General features: G+C 50.7%; 22 protein-coding genes. 9 read left to right on the plus strand and 13 right to left on the minus strand.

Annotated features, from left to right (window positions below; all coding sequences use genetic code 11):
- Positions 1-42: 42 nt before the first annotated feature.
- Both CNE01S_RS14925 and CNE01S_RS14930 read right to left on the minus strand, forming a co-directional pair.
- A complete protein-coding gene (locus CNE01S_RS14925; protein WP_061277118.1) occupies positions 43-573 on the minus strand; it encodes a phospholipase D family nuclease in 531 nt (176 codons plus the stop codon).
- A gap of 5 nt (positions 574-578) precedes the next feature.
- Entirely contained in the window at positions 579-1,145 is a 567-nt protein-coding gene (locus CNE01S_RS14930; protein WP_245874317.1) for a GNAT family N-acetyltransferase, read from the minus strand.
- 533 nt (positions 1,146-1,678) lie between these two features.
- Between CNE01S_RS14930 and CNE01S_RS14935 the strand changes: the two genes are divergently transcribed.
- The 4 genes from CNE01S_RS14935 (at position 1,679) to CNE01S_RS14950 (ending at position 5,729) form a co-directional block, all read left to right on the plus strand.
- Complete coding sequence (locus CNE01S_RS14935) at positions 1,679-2,818, plus strand: D-alanyl-lipoteichoic acid biosynthesis protein DltD (RefSeq protein ID WP_061277119.1); 1,140 nt, start codon at positions 1,679-1,681, stop codon at positions 2,816-2,818.
- A 126-nt stretch (positions 2,819-2,944) separates the two neighbouring features.
- Positions 2,945-4,063: a membrane-bound O-acyltransferase family protein gene (locus CNE01S_RS14940; RefSeq protein ID WP_061277120.1), complete on the plus strand. Its 1,119-nt coding sequence runs from the start codon at positions 2,945-2,947 to the stop codon at positions 4,061-4,063.
- Entirely contained in the window at positions 4,060-5,493 is a 1,434-nt protein-coding gene (locus tag CNE01S_RS14945) for an AMP-binding protein (protein WP_061277121.1), read from the plus strand. Before CNE01S_RS14940 ends, CNE01S_RS14945 begins: the two co-directional genes overlap by 4 nt.
- Before the next feature lie 17 nt (positions 5,494-5,510).
- The gene (locus tag CNE01S_RS14950; protein WP_008454337.1) at positions 5,511-5,729 is read left to right on the plus strand and encodes an acyl carrier protein; all 219 of its coding nucleotides are present in this window, start codon (positions 5,511-5,513) and stop codon (positions 5,727-5,729) included.
- A 193-nt stretch (positions 5,730-5,922) separates the two neighbouring features.
- Here the strand turns inward: CNE01S_RS14950 and CNE01S_RS14955 are convergent, their stop codons facing one another.
- The 8 genes from CNE01S_RS14955 to fimA all read right to left on the minus strand — a co-directional run bounded on the left by CNE01S_RS14955 (position 5,923) and on the right by fimA (position 13,964).
- Complete coding sequence (locus CNE01S_RS14955; protein ID WP_255212423.1) at positions 5,923-7,383, minus strand: EAL domain-containing protein; 1,461 nt, start codon at positions 7,381-7,383, stop codon at positions 5,923-5,925.
- Entirely contained in the window at positions 7,370-8,275 is a 906-nt protein-coding gene (locus CNE01S_RS14960; RefSeq protein ID WP_061277122.1) for a fimbrial protein, read from the minus strand. Before CNE01S_RS14960 ends, CNE01S_RS14955 begins: the two co-directional genes overlap by 14 nt.
- Positions 8,276-8,291: 16 nt before the next feature.
- On the minus strand, positions 8,292-8,795 hold the full coding sequence (gene fimG / locus CNE01S_RS14965) for a type 1 fimbrial minor subunit FimG (protein ID WP_061277123.1): 504 nt from the start codon (positions 8,793-8,795) through the stop codon (positions 8,292-8,294).
- A 12-nt stretch (positions 8,796-8,807) separates the two neighbouring features.
- Positions 8,808-9,335 carry a type 1 fimbrial adaptor subunit FimF gene (gene fimF / locus CNE01S_RS14970; protein WP_061277124.1) on the minus strand — a complete coding sequence of 176 codons (528 nt, stop codon included), beginning with the start codon at positions 9,333-9,335 and terminating at the stop codon, positions 8,808-8,810.
- 9 nt (positions 9,336-9,344) lie between these two features.
- Complete coding sequence (locus CNE01S_RS14975; RefSeq protein WP_061277125.1) at positions 9,345-11,978, minus strand: fimbrial biogenesis usher protein; 2,634 nt, start codon at positions 11,976-11,978, stop codon at positions 9,345-9,347.
- Between the two features lie 72 nt (positions 11,979-12,050).
- Entirely contained in the window at positions 12,051-12,755 is a 705-nt protein-coding gene (locus CNE01S_RS14980) for a fimbria/pilus periplasmic chaperone (protein ID WP_061277126.1), read from the minus strand.
- Positions 12,756-12,809: 54 nt separating this feature from the next.
- Entirely contained in the window at positions 12,810-13,349 is a 540-nt protein-coding gene (fimI, locus tag CNE01S_RS14985) for a type 1 fimbrial minor subunit FimI (RefSeq protein ID WP_061277127.1), read from the minus strand.
- Between the two features lie 75 nt (positions 13,350-13,424).
- The gene (gene fimA, locus CNE01S_RS14990) at positions 13,425-13,964 is read right to left on the minus strand and encodes a type 1 fimbrial major subunit FimA (protein WP_061277128.1); all 540 of its coding nucleotides are present in this window, start codon (positions 13,962-13,964) and stop codon (positions 13,425-13,427) included.
- Positions 13,965-14,658: 694 nt separating this feature from the next.
- Between fimA and CNE01S_RS14995 the strand changes: the two genes are divergently transcribed.
- Positions 14,659-16,152, plus strand: a complete 1,494-nt coding sequence (locus CNE01S_RS14995; protein ID WP_169799414.1) for an EAL domain-containing protein — start codon at positions 14,659-14,661, stop codon at positions 16,150-16,152.
- 372 nt (positions 16,153-16,524) lie between these two features.
- Here the strand turns inward: CNE01S_RS14995 and CNE01S_RS15000 are convergent, their stop codons facing one another.
- Positions 16,525-17,421, minus strand: a complete 897-nt coding sequence (locus tag CNE01S_RS15000) for a LysR family transcriptional regulator (protein ID WP_169799415.1) — start codon at positions 17,419-17,421, stop codon at positions 16,525-16,527.
- Positions 17,422-17,546: 125 nt separating this feature from the next.
- Between CNE01S_RS15000 and CNE01S_RS15005 the strand changes: the two genes are divergently transcribed.
- Together CNE01S_RS15005 and CNE01S_RS15010 are read left to right on the plus strand one after the other, a co-directional pair.
- On the plus strand, positions 17,547-18,500 hold the full coding sequence (locus CNE01S_RS15005) for an ankyrin repeat domain-containing protein (RefSeq protein ID WP_072279153.1): 954 nt from the start codon (positions 17,547-17,549) through the stop codon (positions 18,498-18,500).
- Between the two features lie 11 nt (positions 18,501-18,511).
- Positions 18,512-19,270, plus strand: a complete 759-nt coding sequence (locus tag CNE01S_RS15010; RefSeq protein WP_061277131.1) for an SDR family NAD(P)-dependent oxidoreductase — start codon at positions 18,512-18,514, stop codon at positions 19,268-19,270.
- Between the two features lie 93 nt (positions 19,271-19,363).
- Here the strand turns inward: CNE01S_RS15010 and CNE01S_RS15015 are convergent, their stop codons facing one another.
- Positions 19,364-19,891 (minus strand): hypothetical protein, encoded by a 528-nt coding sequence (locus CNE01S_RS15015; RefSeq protein WP_061277132.1) that lies wholly within the window; start codon positions 19,889-19,891, stop codon positions 19,364-19,366.
- 226 nt (positions 19,892-20,117) lie between these two features.
- Here CNE01S_RS15015 and CNE01S_RS15020 point away from each other — a divergent pair, with 226 nt between their 5' ends.
- Entirely contained in the window at positions 20,118-20,432 is a 315-nt protein-coding gene (locus tag CNE01S_RS15020) for a PTS sugar transporter subunit IIB (RefSeq protein WP_061277143.1), read from the plus strand.
- A gap of 1,069 nt (positions 20,433-21,501) precedes the next feature.
- Here the strand turns inward: CNE01S_RS15020 and CNE01S_RS15025 are convergent.
- On the minus strand, positions 21,502-22,014 hold the full coding sequence (locus CNE01S_RS15025) for a helix-turn-helix transcriptional regulator (protein ID WP_061277133.1): 513 nt from the start codon (positions 22,012-22,014) through the stop codon (positions 21,502-21,504).
- A gap of 245 nt (positions 22,015-22,259) precedes the next feature.
- Here CNE01S_RS15025 and CNE01S_RS15030 point away from each other — a divergent pair, with 245 nt between their 5' ends.
- Positions 22,260-22,997 carry a hypothetical protein gene (locus CNE01S_RS15030; protein WP_061277134.1) on the plus strand — a complete coding sequence of 246 codons (738 nt, stop codon included), beginning with the start codon at positions 22,260-22,262 and terminating at the stop codon, positions 22,995-22,997.
- Positions 22,998-23,015: the final 18 nt, after the last annotated feature.

A 23,015-nucleotide genomic window follows, 5' to 3' on the forward strand; every position in this document is an offset into this window, starting at 1 on the left:
GTTCAAAACTTTACCTACCAAATTTAAGGAAGATGAGGTCATTCAGGGGGATATCTGGAATTGCACGCCCAGCGCCCAGCGGCTTTCCCAGTGGGCAACATACTGGCTGGCGATGTCCGGCATATCGCTGAGCACGACCACGTTTTCACTGTTTTCAGTTTCGGCGGAAGGGGCGTAATTAAACGAACCGGTTTCAACGGTTTGATCATCCACAACGATCGTTTTGTCATGCTGGATGTGATAATGCCCGTCGATGCGCAGCTGTACGCCGTTTGCCACGGCAAAATTCATCGCTTTCAGGCTGGCCTTGTTCTGATTGCGCTTTTTATCGACCACCACACGCACCTCAACGCCCCGCTTTTTCGCGTCCACCAGCGCCTGAACAATATCGGGTGCCTGGAACGAATAACCTATCATGCGGATAGACTTCTTCGCCCCGGCAAGCGTCTGCAGCACTAGCGTCCGGGCCGAGCCTTCCGGCGAAAAGCCCACCTGAACGTTTGGTGTGGCCATCGCGGCGACAGGCAGGCTAATTGCGGCAATTAAAAAAGCAGACAGAAGACCTGGTTTCATGATGTTTAAAGACTCTTGCCGAGAATATGTATGGTGCTGGTTTGCGTGGCGCTGGAAAACGTTTCGCTGGTTAAGTGGCACATGCCCTGGGCCGCGTAAAAGCGCCGCGCGCCCTCGTTCCCCTCCAGCACTTCCAGCCAGAAGTAATTCTGCTCTCGCTGCTGCGCCAGTTGGAGCATTTCGTCGAAAATCAGCTGGCCATAATTTTTACCCGTCTCGCCGGGTGCAAGGTAGAGTTTGTTAAGCAGAGCGCCTGAAAACGTCTGCTCAGGCACCGGGCGGTTCCAGCTAATTTTGGCAAACCCCACTGGCTTTCCAGCCTCGGCAATAAACCAGCTAACCGTCGGATCGGCCAGGCTTTCAGTTAGCGTATCCTGAGCGTATTCCTGCTCAATAAAGGCCTGCAGTTCTTCACCGGAAACCCAATGCCGTTCAAAGTGATAGCGATAACTTGTGCTCCCCAGCACCGTTAAAAGCGGCACATCTTCCGGCTTTGCTCTACGTATTTTCAAACTCATGGCATTCACTCGCGGCGAAGGTTTCAGGTAACTGATGGCAGACAGGATAAGCATATTGCGCTTCCAGCCGGGAAAATGCAGCTTTATTTTATTTATCCCTTCCGCGACAGAGAGCCGGGGCATCATGAAAATAAAACCCAATAAAATCAACACCATTAATAACACTCAAAGCATCGGTATATTAAATTAACCTTAAGAATTTATTTTATTTACCAATATTTAAAATATTACTCAACAAAATCACTCATAAACAAACAATTAAGTTCCTTCGCTCGTGAAAAAGTTATTTTGTCATTCCTTGTTATCCGCCGGGCATCGATTGTCTCTTTCATAAATCGGTACAGGAAAGATCGACAACCTGACATAAACCATCGTCAAAACCCCCACAGTCCGCCCAGGTTTATGTTGACAGAACGCCGCAAATTATTATTACCACGCGAAGTTCATTGTACATACCGTTACACAGCAACGCTCATCATCAAGGGGGAGGCTGGTATATAGTGCAGCGATACACAGGGATGATTTGTTGTGTTGAGACAAAATAACAAATTTTAAACAAATGGTCGTTATGTAACCTTACATTAATAATGAAAATCAAAAATACTCTCTGCCTACATATCCTGATGGCGCTGCTTGCCGTTCTGGTCTTATGCGTTCCGGCCCTGGTGACGGGCTTGTCCACGCCGCTAACATTCCAGCCGTTGATTAAATCGATGGAAGGCACGGCGAAAGAACAAAAAGAGAAAATTGCGACAATTTCCCATGCATTACAAGGCAATGCATTATTTTTCCTCGGCGCTTCTGAGGTTTCGACATCCGAAGATGAACATTACGCTGTATATAATTACTTTAATAAGCAATTACATCAGCCGGTGGTGGCCTACGGGGATAGTTATGTCGATAACATCACACAGTTCCTGCTGCTCTCACGTTTTAAAAACGATATAAACGCAAACAGTAAAATTGTTCTGCTGTTTGCCCCGGACAGCTTTTATTTTGACACAATTCCTCCGGCTATTTTTGCCGATCATTTCCCGGCGGCTATTTTTAACCCGCTGATAGCGGATGAAAAAGCGCGTCCGTTCCTGGTCAATTACTTACATCATATTGATGAAGAGGACATTAGTCATTTAACCCTGGGTGAAATGAAAATATACGGCTGGCAGCCAAAAGTTATTTGGCAGTCCGTTAATTATGAGTTTGCTAACTTCTGCACCCTGGTAAAAAACCACTGGCTGGCGCGGCTGCGCATTGCGCCTGAACCTCATCGCCCGTGGCCGGCTCCCGCAGAAAAGTACGCCGCCCCGGACTGGAACGAACAGCTGGCCCATGCCCGCGTATTGAACCAGGTTCGTCAGGAAAGCGCCGCCACATTGTGGATGGACAAAAGCGTTTACGAAGACGGGAAAACGGCGGAAGAGTGGTATGAAACGCCGGTAGTAAACCGCCAGATGGAAGCCTTCAAGGCCAGCATCGATCTGCTTAAATCTCGCCACGCCCAGTTTGTGGTCATCGTCGATCCGCTTAACCCGTGGGCGCTGAAAAATACGCAAAAGTTCCAGCCCGTTGACCGCCAGATCAGGGCATACCTGGAGCAAAACCAGGTGCGTTATTTCGATATGTACGCCCAGCCTTACCAAAACGGCTGGAACTGGGATCGCCTGCATCCTACCGAGCTGGCGTGGGTTGCCATGGACCGCTTTATTGCCGAGAGCTTTACACGATGAAAACTGCCGTTCGCCTGTTTGTGCTTTACCTCTTGCTGGCAATCACCGTGGTGGCGTGGTCTTCCGTGGACGACAGCATGAGTATCAAAGTGCATTTTGAATATCAAAAATTCTGAAGGATGAATGATGTATAGCTCAGGGGCATTTTTTTTCTTTCTGTTTTCATCGGCACTGCTGTTTGCGCTGGTTAACCGCGTATTGCATTACCGGCTTACCTATTTAGCCGCATTCTCCGTGCTCGCGGCGTTGGCCTGGGGATATATCTTCCAGGGTGATTATCTGGTTCCGGTAGCGGTATTCTTTGCGTTTTATCTTCTTGTCACGCTGAAAGAGAAAGGCTGGCTAAAAACCTGGCAAGCAGTCAGCCTGACGCTGCTGCCGCTATTACTGGTGAAGTTACACCTGAATAATCACTGGGGCATGATTGGCCTGTCGTTTATGACTTTCCGCGCCATTGACGTGCTGCTTTACCGCAGCAAAAAAGATGGCCAGAACTTTTTGCATTATTTCTGCTATCTGTTTATGCCGTTTATTATTCTCGCGGGCCCGATGTACCGCTGGAGAACCTGGGTCGGCGATATTAATAAGCCGGTATTCAGGCTCACCCGCGAACAGTTTTTATTGGCCGTGGAGCAAATCGTCACCGGCGTCGTACAGAAGTTTTTATTTGCGATGCTGATCGACAACCTGGTGATTGAGTCCTGGAGTCACCGACCGTTCACCCTCACCGTCGGCGTGGTGATGTCGATAGCCTACAGCGCCTATCTCTATTTTGATTTTGCGGGCTACAGCAACATGGCCATCGGCGCCGGACGGCTGTTTGGTCTGAATATTCCGGCTAACTTCAATATGCCGATTCTGGCCAAAAACCCGCAGGACTTCTGGCGCCGCTTCCACATCAGCCTGTCTGAGTGGCTGCGCGACGTGGTCTTTATGCCGATTTACATGAATCTGATGAAGCTCGATTTCTTCCGTCAAAATAAAACCCTGGCACAGAACGTGGGCATCTTCTGCACGCTCTTTTGCATGGGGGCCTGGAACGGGCTTGAACGACACTACGTCATCAGCGGCGCGCTTTTCGGCGCCATTTCCGTTGCCCACAACATGCTGCTTTGGTTCGCCAAACGCAGCCCGGCCTTGAGTAACGGGTTACGCCATCCGGTTATCGCGTTTTTTGGACGAATTCTGACGCTGGCAAGCGCCGCGGTCTCCCTCTACATCTTTAGTGGAATGTCACCTCTATGAACCTTCATCCAGAGCTTCAGGAACTGCAGGATTTTCTGCGCGCGGCATTACTAGACCCCGCGCGCCCAAACCAGTTAGCCATCAGCGGCAGCGATACCGCCCTGACCTGGCAACAGCTTTCCGTCGCCGCAACCGACTGGGCACAGCGCTACGCGAAGTGCGAACAGCCCGCCGGCACGCCGGTGGTTTTATACGGGCATCAGCAGGCCGAATTTGCCGTGGCAATTTACAGCTGCCTGCTGCACAACATCCCTTATATTCCGGTGGACTGCATCTATCCGCAGGAGCGGCTGAAAGAGATTTGTCAGCTTGCCAGCGCGCCCTACTATTACGACGTCGTGGCAAAACAGTTTGTGGCGACCGGCGAAACCGCCAGCGTGCTGGCCGAGCCCGATCTTGCCTATATCATGTTTACTTCTGGCAGCACCGGGAAACCGAAAGGCGTGCAGATTGGCCGCGAGAGCCTGTGGCACTTCATGAAGTGGGTGCGCGAGGACTTTGCGCTGCCGGACGTGCCGGTGTTAATGAACCACGCGGTGTTCAGCTTTGACCTTTCCCTTATTCCTCTGCTGGCGAACCTCGCCACCGGCGGGCACATTGTGCTGAACGCCAAGGAAGATATAGCCGCTGAAAACTGGCTTGAACGCCTGAAAAGCAACGAGGTTTCGGCCTGGGTTTCCACGCCTTCTTTTGCTTATCAGAAGCTGCTTTCCCCGCAGTTCAGCGCTGAGTATTTGCCCGCGCTGAGCGTGTTTGTGTTCATTGGCGAAGTGCTGAATAAGGCGCTGGTAAAACAGCTGCGCCGCCGCTTCCCGCAGGCCAAAATCCTGAATTCCTATGGCCCGACGGAGGCGACTATCGCCACCACGGTGATTGAAATCACCGACGAGATCCTGCACAGCGAAAACGACGTGCTGCCGGTGGGCACCATGATGCCGGAGTCCAGAATGGAAGTGACCTCAGAAGGTGAGCTGATTATCTGGGGGAAAAACGTCATGCGTGGTTACCTCGGCCTGCCGCAGGAAAACGCCGCGAAATTGCTGCGTCGCGAAAGCGAGCAATATCGGGGCTACCGGACCGGCGATCTCGGCTACGAAGACGGGCTGCTGTATTGCCAGGGCCGTAACGACAGCCAGATCAAGCTGAACGGCTACCGCATTGAAATCAACGAAATTGAAAACCGCCTGCTGGCGATGTCCGGCATTAGCGAAGCCGTAGTGCTGCCGCTGATGAAATCCGGCGGCGGCGTGCTGCGCATTGCGGCGTTCTGCGTCACCGGCCTGGCGCCGGAGGCTATCAAAACGTCACTCGCGAAAGTGATCCCGCCTTATATGGTGCCTTCGCAAATCATTATTAAAGACGCTTTGCCGCTGAACCCTAACGGCAAAATCGACCGCAAGCTGCTGGATACCCAGGCTCGCACGAATTAATGACCCAGGAAAAAAAGATGGAACAAGAAATTCTCGCCCTGTTTGAAAAAGTGTTATCCCGCAAGGTCGGCTTTAACGATGAGCTGATCGAGTCCGACATTCTCGACTCTATTTTGGCCGTTGATTTGGTACTGGAAGTGCAGGACGTGTACGGCTGCATGATCCCGCCGACGGAAGTCGCCACGGTGCTGAAAACCCCGGCGGATCTGGCACGTTATATTGAAGAGAACCGCTAATCCCAACATTCGGGAATCGTTCTGCCCCTCACCCCGGCCCTCTCCCAAAGGGGAGAGGGAGAAAGGAGTAGGCAGGGAACACGATTTATCCCTCGCCCCCTTCAAAGCTAGAGGGAAAAGAAGCAGCGCAAAACGCTTTTTATCCCCTCTCCCTTTCAGGGAGAGGGTTAGGGTGAGGGTAAAAAGTGCGGATTCAGGCTATAGGCTGCACCGTTTCTCTTTTCTTCAAAGCCGCAATCATTTGCCGCAGTTCAAACTTGAAAACAGGCTGAGAGATACTGTACCCCTGAAAGAGATGTACCCCGGACGCCAGAAGCAGCCTTAATTTCTCACGGCTATCGATGCCCTCAGCAACGCAGTAACTTCCCGTTAATTCACAGTAATAGGCCAGGCTTTTGATCAGCGCCAGCGCATGAGGTTCATACTGCGCGTCCTCCACGACTTTGCGATCCAGTTTGTAATCGTTAAACCGCACCGCCCGCACCGGGAAGTAAACGCTGCTCTGCGAAAAACAATCATCAAGCATCACCCGGTATCCCTGGTGCTGGAGCTGGGTAATGAAGAACCGGCTTTCCTGATGCTGTTGCAAATTCAGGTCTTCTGAGATTTCCAGCACCAGCCTGTCCGTCCAGAACGGGTTTATCAGCCGGGTGCTCAGCTGTTTAATGATGCCGAACAGACTTTCGCTGTTTGAAATCGCGGCCGGAATATTGACGGCAAAATAATACTCCCCCTGATACTGATTAATGCCGCCCACTGCCTCTTGCAGCATAAAGGCCGTTAACAACCGCCATGTATAGCTGGAGCGGATCTGCGGCAGAAACTCGGCGGGCTGCATGGTTTGCCCGTTTCGCTGCCAGCGGGCCAGAATCTCTAGCCCTTTAAGCTGTAGTCCACCATTCACAATCGGCTGGAACACCGGGTAAATCTGGCGGTTGTGGATGGCATACCCCAACTCCCTTTCGAAGGGGGAAAGGGTCGTAGTCATCCCGGCCGAGGCACTTTTTTTCTGCTGATGGCTCGCCACCGGCGCTTTCTCATGCAGCAGCGGATGGGCCATTTTCTTTAGCCCGGACATTCGCTGCACATACAGCGTTTTATGGCTGACGCCGCGCTGTTTCGCCTGCTCCTGAATCGTCTGCCCGGCCAGCGAGTCCACCAGCACATCCAGCTCTTTTCGGGTTAACCCTTCCGGCCGAATCTGGCTCACCAGTTCCTCTTCCAGGGCGTGTTTTTTGAGACTCACGCCGTTATCCCAGTCCCCCCGCAGCAGCGCTGCCAGGCTGGCGCTGGGCAGGTCGGAAGGGGCCACCCGCACGCCGCTGAGATAACCTTCTTTTTTGACTAACTTCTGCAGCGAACGCCAGATCCATGAGGCCGGGCTTCGGCTCAAAATGAGCATTGATAACTGTCCGTCATGGCTATCGAGCAACTGCGCCACCTGCCGCAAGACGACAAGCAGCCAGTAAGGCTGATCGGGCAGGTAGACCACAAACCGCGCCCCGGCCTCCTCCCCAGAGCCGGGGAAAAATACCGTCCGGGTACGGCCCGCGGCTAACAAATTTGCCAGCCCGCACGCCATCATGTTGCAGGGAGAAAGAATGTAGTGCACACGCTCGCTCGCCTTTGCGGGCATGCCGCTACTGGTAAACAAACGTCACCCCAATTATCGACTGTACATTACCCGCCGTCACCTGCCCTGTAGTGCGCGCGTAGGTCGCCGTCAGCCCCAGATCAACGGGGGTCGATCCTACCGTTCCCAGCGAAACGGTGTTGGCGCTCCCGGTCCTCATGGCAGCCCCATTACGCCGCAGTTGGACGCCAATACCCTGGGCGGGTGAGCTGGCCGACGTATTAGTAAAGATGGTGTTATCGGTGCCCTGAGTGTTCCCTGACAAAAAGTAACCAATTCTCTGATTTTGCGCGCAACGCACGGTGACAGGCGCAGGTGCTGTGCCAGGGTAATCAGGCAGATTCACCGTCACGTTGCGGGCGGACACGTCACAGCCCCCGGTAGGCACCACGACATCGTTGTTGGCGTAGATATTCCAGTTGATGATTTGCCGATTCCCGTTGAGGGAGTCTTCTTTTTCCAGAATAAGCTGGGCAATCATGGTGTTGGCTTTAACGACTACGCCACTGGCGGTGCTGATAGGCGTTAAATACAGCACCGCCTGCCAGCCACGGTAATCACCCCAGGTATGGTTCACCCATGCGGTTTCCGTTGTGGTCGGGAAAGGATATTGCACCCCGAAATAACCTAATGTTCCTCTGAAAGCAGAGAGCACTCCCTGGTACGCAGAACCCGATCTGATCCGCACCGGATCAAGATAGACCGAGGGCGCATCGTTTTTACATTGAATCGACTGGGAAAGGTCAACCACCAGGTTTTGCCCTGCCGAAATGGACGGCACAAGATTAACCCTGACGGTAACGGTACCGGAGCCACTGATGGTGTTGCCAAGCGACTGGCAGGTAAATGCCTGGCTTGCGGTTGACCAACCCAGACCGGCCAGCGCGGCCAATAACGCGATGACTTTTTTCATTCCATCCTCCTTGCGATCAGGACCAGGTGTAAGTGACATTGATCACCGCCTGAATGGTTCCCTGGGTCGTCCCGCCGTTGACCGTTAACGCCCTGACCTGAAGGGGAAAACTCGCGGCCTGGCTGCCGGCATCCACCGTAACGGTTTTATTGGCGCCGTTATTTAGCCTCGCGCCGCCATTGTCCTGCAGCTGAAGCTGGAGGTTACGCGCCGTCCCCTGGTTGGCGTAATAACCCGTCGCATCCGCCGTGCCGCTGAACGTCGCGGTCACTTTAGAGGTCCCGATCGGGCAGTTGGTCAAATTGAGGACGACATCGTGCCAGGCGGATGAGGCGCCGGCCTGTACCAGGCTAAAGGTATAGAGATCGCCCAGATCGACCGTGGCCGTGGGGGTCGAAATCGTACAAGGCTTGGCTACCACTCTTCCGTTCACGGTAATCGTGACGTCATCCGCCTTTGCCGCAGAAGAGAGCACTATCAGCACTCCGGCAAGCACCCTCCCGGGTAGAATCCATTTCATGTCTGCCTCCGGTTACTGAAATTCAAGTGTGAATATTGCGGTCGCATTGACGTGCCCGGCGGTGACCGGCAGCTGCGTTGCCATCAGGCGAGCATAAAAACCGAGCACGTTGGTCTGGCCGGGCACCAGCGTAGTCCACTGAATAGCCGACGATCCCGCGTTGATCGGCATCGGTGTCCGGGCGCTGTTCAGGATTTGAATCCCCATACCCGCCGCCGCGGCTGCGCCGCTATCCAGCTTTAATAAACTGGTGTTGACGCTATCGGCCACGCCGGTAAACCCCACTTTCACCGCGGTAGCCAGGCCGCCACACGGGGAAAGCACGATGCGGAAAGGCACCAGCGGCGTGGTGGCACCCACCGCAGAAAACTGTTTGGCCGGGTTGTTCATCAGGTCGACGGTGAAATCTTTTGACTCCGCCGCAACCGCACAGGCGTTGTCCCGAACATTACCGCGAATAGTAATAGTGCTGTCTGCCGCTTCGGCAGCGGCGGCGAACAGCGACAGGGCAATGCCGATGATATAAAGAGATTTAGTCATGCTTATTCCTTAGCGACACAGCGCCGAAAGTGAGCTCAGCATCTGCTTCTGGCTCTCTTCCCCCAGACGGTAATCCGCCACGCAGCTGGCGCCCGGCCCGTCTCCCCATTTGGCCAACACCTTGCCCACCAGCGGCATCCCGCTTAGATAGACCTGCCCACCGTCGGCCACAATACTGCTCACCGGCAGGCCTTCAGCGGTCACAACGGCCCCGAAAGGCACAGGCTTACCGTTGTGGGTTAGCGTCAGGAGCATTTTTACCCCAACCTGTGGCTTGAACTCCGCACGCACCACGGCGCCGTGGGTTGGCACCACGTTGGCGACTGCATCCTGAAGGTCTACGTTGTCGGCCAGCGTGTTGGTATCCAGCGCGATTCTGTTTTCACGGTAATCGCTGGCATACGGAAGCACGGCATAACCACGCCAGTCGGTACGCACGCCGGTTTGGTTTTCGACTTTGACGTCACCGGCTCCTGGGGCTTTCACCAGCACGACCGTGCTGTTCAGCGGCTGACTGAAAGTCACGCCATCCGCATGTGCCAGCACCCCGCCGCTCGCGCCGTAGTAAACCTGTTTCATGCCGTCGCTGCGGCTATAGCCCACGTTCGCGTTGCCGTATCCGCCGCGATAGTTCAGTGCGGCATAGCCCGTGCTGCTGCTGTTCCCGTGCCCACCGCCCGCATAGCCTGTCTGCACGCTATAGCTCAGGTTATTGTCCTCCAGCAGCGTGCCGTACAGCCCGGCAAGGTTGGTCATGCGGCCATTAAGATCGTGTGATGCGCTGTAGCTCGCGTTGGCGTTACGCCAGGCTGACTTGCTGTCGGAACGCAGCCAGTGGCTGAACGGGATGTTGACGTTTAGCGCGAGCATTTGGTCGCGTCCGTCCTGCCAGGCGTTTTTCGTCAGGCTGTAGCTGACCGTCCAGTTGATATCATCCACGGCGGTGTTCAACCCCACCTGCATCTGCTCGTCGGCGCTGCTGCTGTTCCAGTAGGTCTGGTGGCTGCCGCTGAGATAAAGCGTGGTTGTTCTGCCCAACTGCTGGGTCAGGCTCAGCTGCACCCTGCCGCGCTTGTTGTAAGCAAGGTTGTAGTAGTCGGTAAACTTAGGCTTAACCTGAATCGCACCGTCCTGCGTTTCCACGCGGTAACCACTCATCCGGCTGTAAGCGGTATCGGCGAGCGTAAAATAGCCGCTGGTTGAATACCGGTAGCCCACCAGTTGGATATTGGTGCCAAGTTCATTCAGCGATTTGTTATAGAGGAAGCGAAGCGATTGCCCCTGGTGCTCACTGTCATCCGCAAGCCTGGCGTTGGCCTGGGTGACATCCATCGACAGCGCCCCCAGCACGCCCATGTTTTTCCCTACGCCAAGGTTAAAGCTGCGGTAACGGTCGGCCAGCTGGCTTCCGCCATAAAGCGTCCAACCATCAGGCAGCCCCTGCAGCACCGTGCCCTGAAAGAACTTAGGCTCTTCCTGTTGCCGATTGCCGCTGCGATATTCCCCGGCGGTCAGAGAAAAACGGGTGCGCCCTTCGCGCTGTAAAACGGGCACGGATGACCACGGCACGCTAAAAATCTGGCTGCTGCCGTCGGTTTCTTTGATAGTGACCTGCAGATCGCCGCCGCTAGTGGCAGCGTAGAGATCGTTAATCGTGAACGGGCCGGGCGGAACGGTGCCCTGATAAATTTCATAGCCATTTTGTTTGACGATGACGTGCGCCGTGCCCCGGGCAATCCCGCGAATCACCGGCGCAAACCCTTTCATACTGTCGGGCAGCATATTATCGTCGGAGGCCAGTTGAGCCCCCCGGAAATTTATCCCGTCAAAAATATCGCTGTCTGTATAGCTGTCGCCCAGCGTTAAACGGGAGCGCAGCGAAATAATATCGCGCTCGAGCCAGGTGTTTACGTGCTGCCATTTATTTTCGTTCGCTGAGCTGCCGCCGCCGCTGTTGTAACTCCAGGTGGTGTTGTCACGCAGTCGCCATGCCCCGAGATTGATCCCGCTCTGCAGGTTCAGCCACGCATAATTGCTGTTGCCACCGCGATCGTTTTGCACGCTATTGCCGGTGAAATTGTAATTCAGCAGGCCGGCGTTAATACCGTTGTCCCAGCGTTCAGGCGGGATGTACCCTCTTGCCCGGTTGCCCATAAACGCCTGCGGCACCGTCAGATTCAGTCTTTGCAGGCCGACATCAAATCCGGCTGTGGCCTCCGGGATCAGTTCAGTCATCGGCACACAGGCGTCCGACGCCAGGGCATTCATGCCGGCAATGGCCGCCACGTTAACCCCCATTTGAGCCCATTGATCACGCGTCAGGCAGGGAGCCAGGCCGCTGCTGCTTTTTGCTGCATCGAATTTAACGTCCCGCGTAGTGACAAACCCCTCATTGAGATAAATATCGACGCGGTAAGTCCCCGGCGGCGCTTCCTGCCCACTTTCGAAACTGGACAAATCGGCCACCGCCGAGGGATCGTCGGCTAAAAAGCGCGGGTTAAAATATAAATCCGCGTGGGCGGAACAGGCCTGCATAGCAATTAAAAGCGCCAGCGGCGTTTGTACCAGAGTAAAAAAAGAGGCTAATTTGCGCCGTGGACGACGGGAGCCAAAACGCGCTAATCCATATTTTAGATGTGACATTGTCCCTCCGGTCCGCATTCGCCCGGCAGTCAGTTCTTCGTTGTTATTTAACGCAGGACGGTCTGTCCTGAATTACTGCATAACGCCCTGCATCCGTGGCGTTAGCGCACCGTAGTCGTTAATGGTCTGGTAAGTAATGTTGGTCCCGGCATCGGCCGGTAGCTTCACGGAGGTTTTCCCCATCGGCGGGACAAGCGCATTATCCAGCACGCGGGTGCCGGCATTAATATCCGTCACCGTCAGGTAATACGGCGTGGGATTGTTCAGTATCAATTGCCCGTTGCCGCGGCTAAAGGTCAGTTTTTCTGCCGCTTTCTCCGGGGCCAACGCCAGGTTATCCGGGCGGTAATACAGTTTGATCCGGCTAATGATCGCCAGCTGAAGCGTGTTCTCATTCAGCTTTGCTTTTTCCATGGAAGGAATGGCTTTCACGTTCAGCCAGAACAAGCTTTCCCGATCCTTCGGCAACTGGTTATTGGTCGCATCTAAAATGCGTAATGTGGTTTCTTTTTTCCCTTTGATGGCAAACAGCGGCGGGGTAATCACGAAATGGCTGTCTTTATCGCCATCGGCGTTTTCTACCCACGACTGAATAAGGTAAGTGCTTTTTTCATCGTTGCTGGTTACCGCCAGCTGAACCTGCTTTTGCCCTTCAGGATAAATAACGCGAGTCGCCCCTAATGCCACCCCGGCCTCTGCACGAGCCATAAAGCCCATTGCCGCAGCTATCATCATCGCCGCCAGTAAACCACGACCTCTTAATAAGCTTTTTGTCACGCTCGCACCTTGTCCTTGTCGTTGCTGTTTGTGTCCACTACGCCCGTATTCAGGCTACAGATAGGTCAAAGAAAACCAGGCCTGGGCATTCGCCAGCCCCCCGGTGACCTGATGCCCGGTGGCGCGATATTTGGCGATAAAATGGAAAGTGTTTGGCCCGGCGTATATCCGGGTCCAGGTCTTTGCAGGGGCATTCAGCGGGATTTGGCGCTCCTCGGCATCAAAAAGGGCAACGCCCACGCCTTCAGCTATGCCGGGCCCCTCGCCCACCGAAAGTACCGCCGGATTTTTACCGTCAGCAACGCCCATAAACGCCACGCCAACGTGCCGGCTAACATTGGTATTACAGTCCTGAAGGTGAAGAGCGAAAGGCACCGGGTCGCTGTCTTCGCCTGGCGCATGGAAGCGATTGCTGCTGATCCTGCCCATTTCAACCGTCATTTGACGGTCACCCGCCTCTACGCGGCAGGATTCGGCAACGATAGTGCCCTGGAAGCGCATACTGCCGCCCGGTAGCATCACATGCGTTCGGTTACCGGCCTGTGCCAGAAATGGCAGAAGAACGCTCAATACAACCAGCTTTATTCCTCTCATCATTATCACCTTCAAATCCGTAGTAGATGACGGGCCGTCCCTGGCCCCGAGTGCTTTCCCTGTATGACTGACTGATTACTCGTACTGAACTTTAAAGGTCGCATCCGCGTTAGCGGTACCGGCAGTAGCCGCGCCCAACGCGATGTAACGAGCCTGCAGAGGAATAATGTTGGTGCCATCATTCAGCGTAGTTTTGGCGCTGAAGGTTGCCCCATCCAGTGCCAGCGGTGTGCTGGTGTTGTCGAGGATCTGAATCCCCACATTAGTCGCACCGCCCGCCGCAGGGCCCTGAATTGCCAGCGTGTCGGGCTTACCGGTTACGGCTACGCCAGAGAACGCAACGGAGGCCTTGGTAGAAACAGTGGTGTCGCAGTCATTCAGTTGGATGTTGAAACCCACCGCAGAGCTGGTATTACCTACGGCTGCCAGTCGGGCTGAACGAACCTGACCCAGTTGAACAGTCTGGTCCACCGAACCCGCATCAACGGCGCAGGCTGCGTTAACAATTTCACCTTTGAAATGAACGGTGCCACCGTTAACCGTAACGGCATAAGCCGCTCCCGAGCTCAAAGAGAGGGCTGACAGTACAACGAGAGCCAGATTTTTGATTTTCATAATTTATTCCTTTAAACAATTTCACTAAAACGAATCAGAACCGGCAGTCGCTATGCCTTCCATAAGACCTATGTTTCAGCTTCACGAAACGATCGCCTATTCACATAAGCTCGCCCCTAAGAGAGCTACCCTCTCAATATTGGTGGGGAGCCGGGATAGAATATTAATAAAGTATCTTAAATTTTTTTTGAAATTATATTTAACAAAACATCAATATCATCACATTGCATTGATTTTAAATGTTTTTTATATTTAATCCTATTAGGAATTTTCCCTGAGGTTATTCTCAATCACCGTTTTAAAATTAATTTCTATTGACATTCCAGACGCTGTAAAGAAACTAGAGGCGACACAGTAACGTTCCCAAAAATTCAAAAAAGCAGGCTAAGCCCAAAAAAATCAGAGATGTTTCCGCTTAAAATAATTATAAAACACTCATTGTATTGAATTTATCATTAATATTGCAGGCAACTTTCCCCAGCGGCGGTTATTAAAAGGAACTTAATATGCAGATTTAATCAGTCATTACACCGCAAATCTTAGTTTGCACATTAAAACTGTAACACCTGACGCAGACAACTTTCATGCTGCGCCGGCCGGGCTTTCACATATCAAAAATACCTCTGGCGAGGATATACCGCGCAATAAACCCCATTGCGTCGGGTATAGAAAATAATGACTAATGGATATTGATATGAATATAACCTCACCGTTATTGCCTGTGCTATCTCAACACTCTCACGTTGAGTTTGTTTATCACATACTTTCCGCCTGTCATTTTTCTGCAACAGGCCTTGCCGCATTGCTTCATGAAAATGGAATGAATGCAAAACTGATCAGCCCGGAAAAAAACAACAGGCTGCTTTCTAAAAAGAATGAAACCGATGATTTTAACTATCTGATTGTCTTTATTCCTGAAGATCCTTTTCAGATGCTGATGACGCTGAAGAGCCTGCTATCGCTATTGCAGATGCATCACCATAAGATAAATATATTGATCTTAAGTGGACTGTCATCCTCCTGGCTGTTTAGTTATTTTAAAAATGTTATACCGCGAAATACGAACCTCAGCACCATCAGGGTCGTCAGTACCTATACCAGCGTGATTAAACTCAGAAATACGCTCCATAAAGACATTAAAAACATCCCCACGCTTGTCTCACTTGCCAGGCAGGAGGAGCGCAATGGCGGCTTGCGCCACGAAGGGCTCACTATCCATGAGGTCAATACGCTGCTGGAGCTTTTTAGCCCCCCTGACCATGAAGATGCTACGACAATAAAAAGCTTCAGTACAAAAACGCTCTATAACCTGCGTTCGAGCGGGTTAAAAAAACTGGCGGCCATTCACCCGATGATGGCCAGACTGCTGCCGGGCAGGCACCGTAAGGCACAGCGCCAGTCAAAATCCCGGGGTTTAACGACCAGAATGCTAAGCGGCGAGGAGAGAAAAATCACCCATGCCCTGCAGCATGGTCTGATCTTTCCCGTTTTCCAGCCCATCGTAGACAGCGAGATGCAGATTGTCGGTTTTGAAATATTCTGCCGCTGGTATACCAATGGCAACGTATTGTTACCTAAGGACTTTTTTCATGAGATCAGAACGCGAGAAACGTGGATCATGCTTACGGCCTATATCATCAGAGAAGCCGTGGTGAATATAAATAACTATGCAGGTAAATTGGAGTTTTCAGTCAATATTCCACGCGCCCTCACAGAGAGCTCTGCCCTGTTTAACATTGTTGAAGCCGCCAGGGCCCAGTTGCTTGATCAGGCCTGGGTACGCTGCCTGGTGCTGGATATCAACGAAAATGTGGATTTAAGCTATGAGTCCAAAACGGTAAGCGTATTAAATCAGCTTGCCGGTCTGGGCGTAAAACTTGCGCTGGATGACTGCTTCGCTAAAAATAGCGTCGCATTTCCAGTCAGGCAGATAAAATTCAATAGCTATAAACTTGATCGCTACATTATAGAAACGTTTATCAATAATCTCGATGATAAAAACCTCATTGACGGTTTAATCTATTATGCCAACGTGACAGGCAGCCAGTGCGTGGCGGAAGGTGTTGATAGCCTACAAAAACTCATTATGCTAAAGCAAATGGGGGTCACTTTATTTCAGGGATATTATATTTCGAAACCGGTATTAAGTGAGGAGTTAGATGCGTTAGTTTTTCGTGGCATTCAATAATCCATATATTTAACAATGCTATTTTGGTTATTAAAACGACTCCACATCTCTCATTTATTTGACAGACATACATAAAATACTCTGCCTCAGGTACTTTGTTTATTTCCAGGCTGGTGATTAACATATCACCCGGCATATTTACATGTCATGAGTAAATAAATGGCCTGCTGTATTCATTCATTGCCGCAAATTTGGTCAGGTTCATTCCGGCTACTGCCGGATAAGCCTGACCAGGGGGAGTTATGACAACTTTGCGGTGAATGGCTGTTTTCTGGTAGCGATGAATATAAATGGTGATAAAGGGAAGATGTACGGCTACGCCGCCAACAAACAGCGGAAACACAAGTCACTATGTGGCGGACAAGCTGGCGTTTATCGACTTGTAACCAGGAGGCTTCTGGCTACATCAACTAACGCTTTTATCCGTGAAAGCTGCTCCCCGCTTCGCCATACCAGCGCCACTTCATTCTCCCCACCGTCAACCACGGGAATGTATTTAATATCCGGCCGGGGATAATAGACGGCAACGGAGGCCGCCATTGTGGACACCCCCTTACCCGCGGCCACCAGCGTTAACAGCTCCTGAAAACTGCCCACTTTTGCGCCTCTTGAAATTGGCACACCGGAGGGTGTTTCCCTCGGCACGTGGTGATCCCACCAGTAATCGGGGGCATTGCCGGTGATAGCAAACATGGTCTCGGATTTTAACTCTTCGAGACTAACGTGAGTGCGGGTCGCGAGACGATGCTGCAAACCGACGGCCAGAATAAAGCCTTCGGAGATCATAACGGGCCCAACGGTAAGATCGGTTTCCTGTACCGGCAGGCGTGTTAGGGTCACATCCACCTCTCCACGCCGAAGCGGGCCTAAAGGATCGGAAAACGACGTTTCCACCAGTTCAATATCGCAATCGGGGTAGCGTTCCCGAAACCGTGTCAGCAAAGGCGCCATTAGTTCATTCGCGCCCGACCCCATGAATCCCAGCCGCAAAATGCCGGTTACTCCTCTGGCAGCGTTCTGAGCCTGATAATAAATCGCCTCCAACCTGCCATAAGCCGGCTCGAGTGAAGTAAAAAGCTGCTGGCCTAATACAGTGAGCGTGACCTGTCGGCTGGTACGGTTAAATAACGACCCGCCAATTTTCGTTTCGATACCCCTGATGAGCTGGCTTATTCGGGGCTGCGAAACGGCACACTCTTCCGCCGCTTTGCCAAAGTGATGATGACGCGCAAGCGCAAGAAATGCCTTGATTTCACTGAGTTCCAGCATGTTTTCTCCCTTGCGATCGATAAATTATACTTATTGATTCTGAAGTAAACCGCCATTGTTCGTCAATGTGAAAAAGCCAATACTGCCCCTCGTGAAATAAAGCATTCCGACTGGCTGAGGTTTAAATGTTAATGCCGCTTTTTCAAAATATTATCCATGGAAATATAAACGGTGTCCGTGAAGTGCTGGCCCAGGGCGTTTCAGTCAATACGCTGGATCCCTTGATGGGCAATAGCCCTCTGCACCTTGCGGTTCAGGGAAATAATACGGCGATAGCCAATGAACTTATTAACGCAGGCGCGTTTATTAATTTGCAAACACCGCAGCACGGCGTAACCCCATTAATGGTTGCGGTGTGGCATCACCAGCCAGACATGGTCAGGCTGTTGTTATCTCTTAAAGAGATTAACCCGGAGATTTCATCTTATTTTGGCCTGAAAGCGGAGCAGTTTATTGGCTTCGGTTCGGTGGCAGTCGACGAATTCGCAAAAGCGCAGCAGCAAACGATTCGGGAGTGCTTTGCTGGCTATGCCGAAAATAAACAAGCTGCGGTAGCAAAACTGGAGGTTTTCAAACTGCTTGTGGGCAGGACACTGAGCGACACGCAAATCGCCCAGGAGCTTCTGGCGATGTCTCCTGACGCCAGCCAGATAAACGCTCGCTGGCCGGTAGATGCCTCCGGGAACGACGGCCACACGCCACTGCTTATCGCCGCACGCGATGGCCTGGCAGAAACTACCGCCACACTCCTGCAACTGGGTGCCGATCAGACTCTCGGCGACCACTACATGCAGGCCGTTCCCCTCCATAAGGCCGCCTACCAGGGACACGCGGAGATACTTCGTCTCTTAGCTGCCGCGCCGGGTTTTGATGCCATTAAAGATCTTCAGGGCCCCAACAACGGCTATACGCCGCTGCACGATGCCGTCTGGCATGGGCACCGGGATGCTGCAGCTGTGCTACTGGCAGCGAAAGTGAACACTAACATACGTGGCTATGATGGCCGTACAGCGCTCGATATGGCACGCACCTGGCATTACGACGACATTGCCACGCTGATTCAACACACGACACATTAAGGACCGTAACAATGACTTACTCACCTAACCTGGAAAACAAAATTGCGCTTATCACCGGCGGTGGCTCGGGCATTGGGCTCGCCAGCGCGCGAGCCATGATTAAGCAAGGCGCCCGGGTTATTATTACCGGACGCGATCTGAGTAAACTGCAAAAAGCCTGCGCAGAGCTGGGGCCTCAGGCCAGCGTTATGGTCGTGGACGTGACTTCCCTCGACAGCCTTTCTCGTCTGATGACCGAAATAAAAGAGCGCGTGGGCCTGATTGATATTGTTTTTGCTAACGCAGGCCACGGCATATTCAAATCATTCGGTAAATTTACTGAAGAGGATTTTCATCAGCAGGTGGATACCAATTTTAAAGGCGTCTTTTTTACCCTGCAGAAAAGTCTGCCGCTGATTCGCCCTGGCGGCACGATGCTCATTAATGCTTCCTGGACCCGCCATCGCCCGATGGGCTCGGCGGCATTGTACGCGGCCACTAAAGCCGCAGTGGCTAACCTGGCGCAGAGCCTGGCGGCGGAACTGGCAGATAAAGCGATCCGCGTGAACGCCATCAGCCCCGGTTACGTCAATACGCCACTCTTTAACGAAGAGATGCTCCCGGCTGATGAAGCTCGCCGCCGCCGTGAAGAAGTTCCACTCTCGCGCTTTGCCAACGGCGATGAGATTGGTGAGGTTGTTGCGTTTCTGGCTGGCCCCGGAGCCGCCTATATCAACGGCCAGGATCTGCTGATTGACGGTGGGATGGTGAAAAGCAAAATGGAGTCTTAATCCAGGCTTCGGGGATCCATGACCGTTAACAATGCACAACCTGGGTAAAACCGCCTCTGCATAGCGAAGGGGGTTTTACCCAGGTTCAATGCCCTACTTTTTGAGGTACAGCGCTGAGTCAAACTGCGGTTTCTGCTCCTTCAGGAAGGCATCCATAGATTCAATAGTTTTTGCGTAGAGGTGTGTGCCAACCGGTAAATCAACCATTTTCGTGCCCAGCACCAGGGTGAATACCGGCTGGTATTCGCTGCGGTACCTTACTGCGGTGGTGATTTCTAATTTTGCGGCTTTAGTCAGTTTCAGACTTTCTGCCGTCGTTTTCTCGTCTTCTTTGCGGCCTTTATTGATTAAATCCGCCAGCTCGGTGAGTTTGCCTTTAAAGGCGACTTTATAATCATCCGCATTCGCCTGCTCCAAAAATTCCTGATTTGCGACGTTGTCATCAAAAATCATTTTCACGGAGACAACTTTGTGTTCATCGTAGATGTTACCGAGCTTCACTGCACCGCCGGTGACGGAAATAATATTTTCACTCTTAAATAAAACCGGGCCGGAACTAATTAAGGATGAAACGATAAGCGCAGCCCCAACGATGGTGCTGCCAGCAATAATTGACTTCATTATAAATTCCCTGAGGTATTTTTAGTGCCGGGATTATAGTGCACTCGAGTTGTTATTTAATAGCAACGTTTACTTTGGCCAGTTCAAGTTCGCCAAAATGTGCCTGTCGGTGGCAATTTGGGCATAGCGCTATACCTGGCAGTTTTGTCTGAAAATATGAACCCACACACACTTTATGGTTAACATCAAGAATAGTGTATGCCTCAGTTATCAAGAGGACATACTCATGACAAAGTTACTCATATGCTGCTTGTTCGGGAATACAGCCCATTCTCTGGCGAAGAAAATGCAGAAAGTGGCGGACGATGGAGGTTATAAGCTGCTGGTCAGCGCCGTGGGGCTGGATAGCTTTGCCAGCGTCCAGCCTGCATTTGATGCTTTTCTGCTAGCACCACACATTCAATACAAGCTCGACGAAATCAAGGCCACGGTCGGCGAACGACGACCGATTGCCGTGATAGAAAGTCTGCCGTATGCGTCACTGGATGGCGCTCGGGTACTCCACTTTGTTCTTGCCACATTCCCGGACATGGCCAGTTAGGCCCTCTACTCAGGGATGAGTTATTTCATACACGGGCAATGCCCGCGGTTTAGGTCGCAATGTGGCTTTTGCCTCCCTTACGGCAAAAACTTTGGCATACCTTCATCAAGTTATTCCTGCAGTAGAAGTCCAGGCTATTAAACAACAGTGAAGTTTACATGGAGACCCGAATGCCATTATGCCTGACTAAATAACAATCCTTTTGCCGTGCATAAATAATCACTCCCCAAACATTAGAATCTCTCATTTCAAAATGGTGGAAAATGAGTTTTTGTAATTTTTATGTAGAGAAATGTAACTTATTAACGGTTTGCCGCATTGCATATTCATTGTTTAGTTCCCATTTAAAAAACAGGGTTATACTGAGCACAATTTAAATCATAAACAGGATGATTTTTGTTAATTAACCTATTGCAGAGCACATTCGGATTGACTTGATACACGGGCATTATCACTCCCCAAAAGCCTTATCAGCGGGTAATAAGCAGTCTTTGTTCATCGTATTTCAGGGCACGAGCAAATAACTTATGTTTATTTGTGCCTCACTGGCATTTGCTGAACATCAGAAAAATAAGGGTCTGGAGAGTGTCTGCGCAAAGTACTCATTTGTCTTATCCGGAAATAATCAGCGAGATTAATTAGCCTTCCACGTATGACGCCATCTAGCTCATAAAATTAATAAACACCCAAGCATTAATTAAAAGATAGTTAAACGATGATACAATAAAACATAGCAAAATCAGAAGATAAAATCAGGCATTAAACTCAGACACCTGCAACATGAGGTGCCTTACAAGATCACCTTTTAAAATAAAAACCTATGCCACTAATTAAAAAACCCTCGTTCAAAATGCAATAAAAATATCTTATAAAACTTATCAATAGCGCACGCGCACTATATAAAAAACAAAAAACCACGAGTTAATTCAGTATAAGCGCACATAACTAAAAGCAACATCAAGACAAATGGAAACACCTTTCTACATCATAAAGTAGAAAGGTGAATTTATAGTTAAAGAGCTAAGGTTACAAATAAATAAAAATGCCATTAATCAGAAAGACAAAACAGTCACCAAAACAAAACATCCCTTATATTTCTGATGCTTAGCTTATTTGCAACATTTCTCCTCAAACTATAAACCGTTTTGGTTGACACCCCTAAATGAAAGGCTTCTAGCCCTAAAGGAATATTAACAAGTAAGTTTTTTAATATTTGATACTCTTTCTTTGTGAATGTAACACTATTTCTTCTAAAGGATTTAAAAGACAGTTCATTGGCAATGTCATCAGCGTTTTTTCGCGTTAATTTTATACTATCAAGGCTGACCACGCAGGTGTTATCCCGCAAGCCAGAAAAATAGTTAGCAAGCGGTAGAAGATTGGGCTGAGATATTATTACAGTTCTTTCACTCATATTACAATCAACCCAATCATTGACCACTAACTGTTTCATTGACCATGTTGAAAGGTTTAAAAAAATGATATTTTCACAGCTGTAATCACACTCCTTAAACAGACTTAAAACGTACTTCAATCCTATATTGAAATAGGCATCTTTATTTGGATAAATCGTCAAATTCATATTAGATAATCCTTATCATCAACCAAAAATTCTTATGATTTATAAGACTAAAAAACCAAAAAACATATCGATCACACCTCCTGATTGATAGGTTTTGCCTATTTAGTAATATGTAACCGATCGGTTTTGACGATCAAAATACTTGATCGCTGTCAATTTGTCCTCTAGAATCTGCTTAGTTTCTCAACGAAATCGATATTTATCCATCATGGAAAGAGCTAATTCTTAACAGGGAAGAAATACCTATGAAGAACATTTTCATTTGTTCAGCATCCATTATTATCCTGTCGTTAGCGTCCGTTAGCAGTAGGGTAAATGCTGCCATGTATGTCTACCCCATGGAGGTTTCCGTAGGGATGAATGGCGCATCAAAAATAAAAGTAATATCTCAGGATACTGACGTTCAGTTTATTAGAGTAAGCCTCAAGCAAGTGCTTAACCCAGGCACAATGGAAGAGAGTGAAAAAGAAACGTTGGCCGACAATCCAGCGGGACTCATTATTACGCCACGAAAAATAGCCCTATCTTCAGCCAGTGAGAGAGTTGTGAGGCTTGTTTCCGTCGAGCCGCCACAAAAGGAAACCACATGGCGAGCTTATTTTGAAAGCGTAAATGAAAACAATTTTTTGGATCAAGACAAATATGGAAAAAGCAACAACAGCGCCAACGTTGGCGTGAATATTGTCTGGGGAGCATTGATCCACGTAGCGCCTAAAAATGTGACCGTGAGCCTAAAGATAAATCCAAAAAACGGCAAGGTTTTTAATGATGGAAGCATCCGTATTCCTATCAAAGAGGTGGGAGAATGTCATCGGGACGGCCAGTGCCAATGGACAAAGAAAGTCGTCACCGTCTATCCGGATATGGAGGTAGACATTCCGAAGATGACCTTCTCACACGCAAAAACATATCGAATTAAATATTTCAACTGGATTACTAAAAAAATGGAAGAAGCTCCATTGTCTGCATCGCAGACGAATTAACCCTTCCCGGAAACGGGA

The sequence above is a fragment of the Cedecea neteri NBRC 105707 = ATCC 33855 genome (assembly GCF_001571265.1).
GTDB lineage: Bacteria > Pseudomonadota > Gammaproteobacteria > Enterobacterales > Enterobacteriaceae > Cedecea > Cedecea neteri.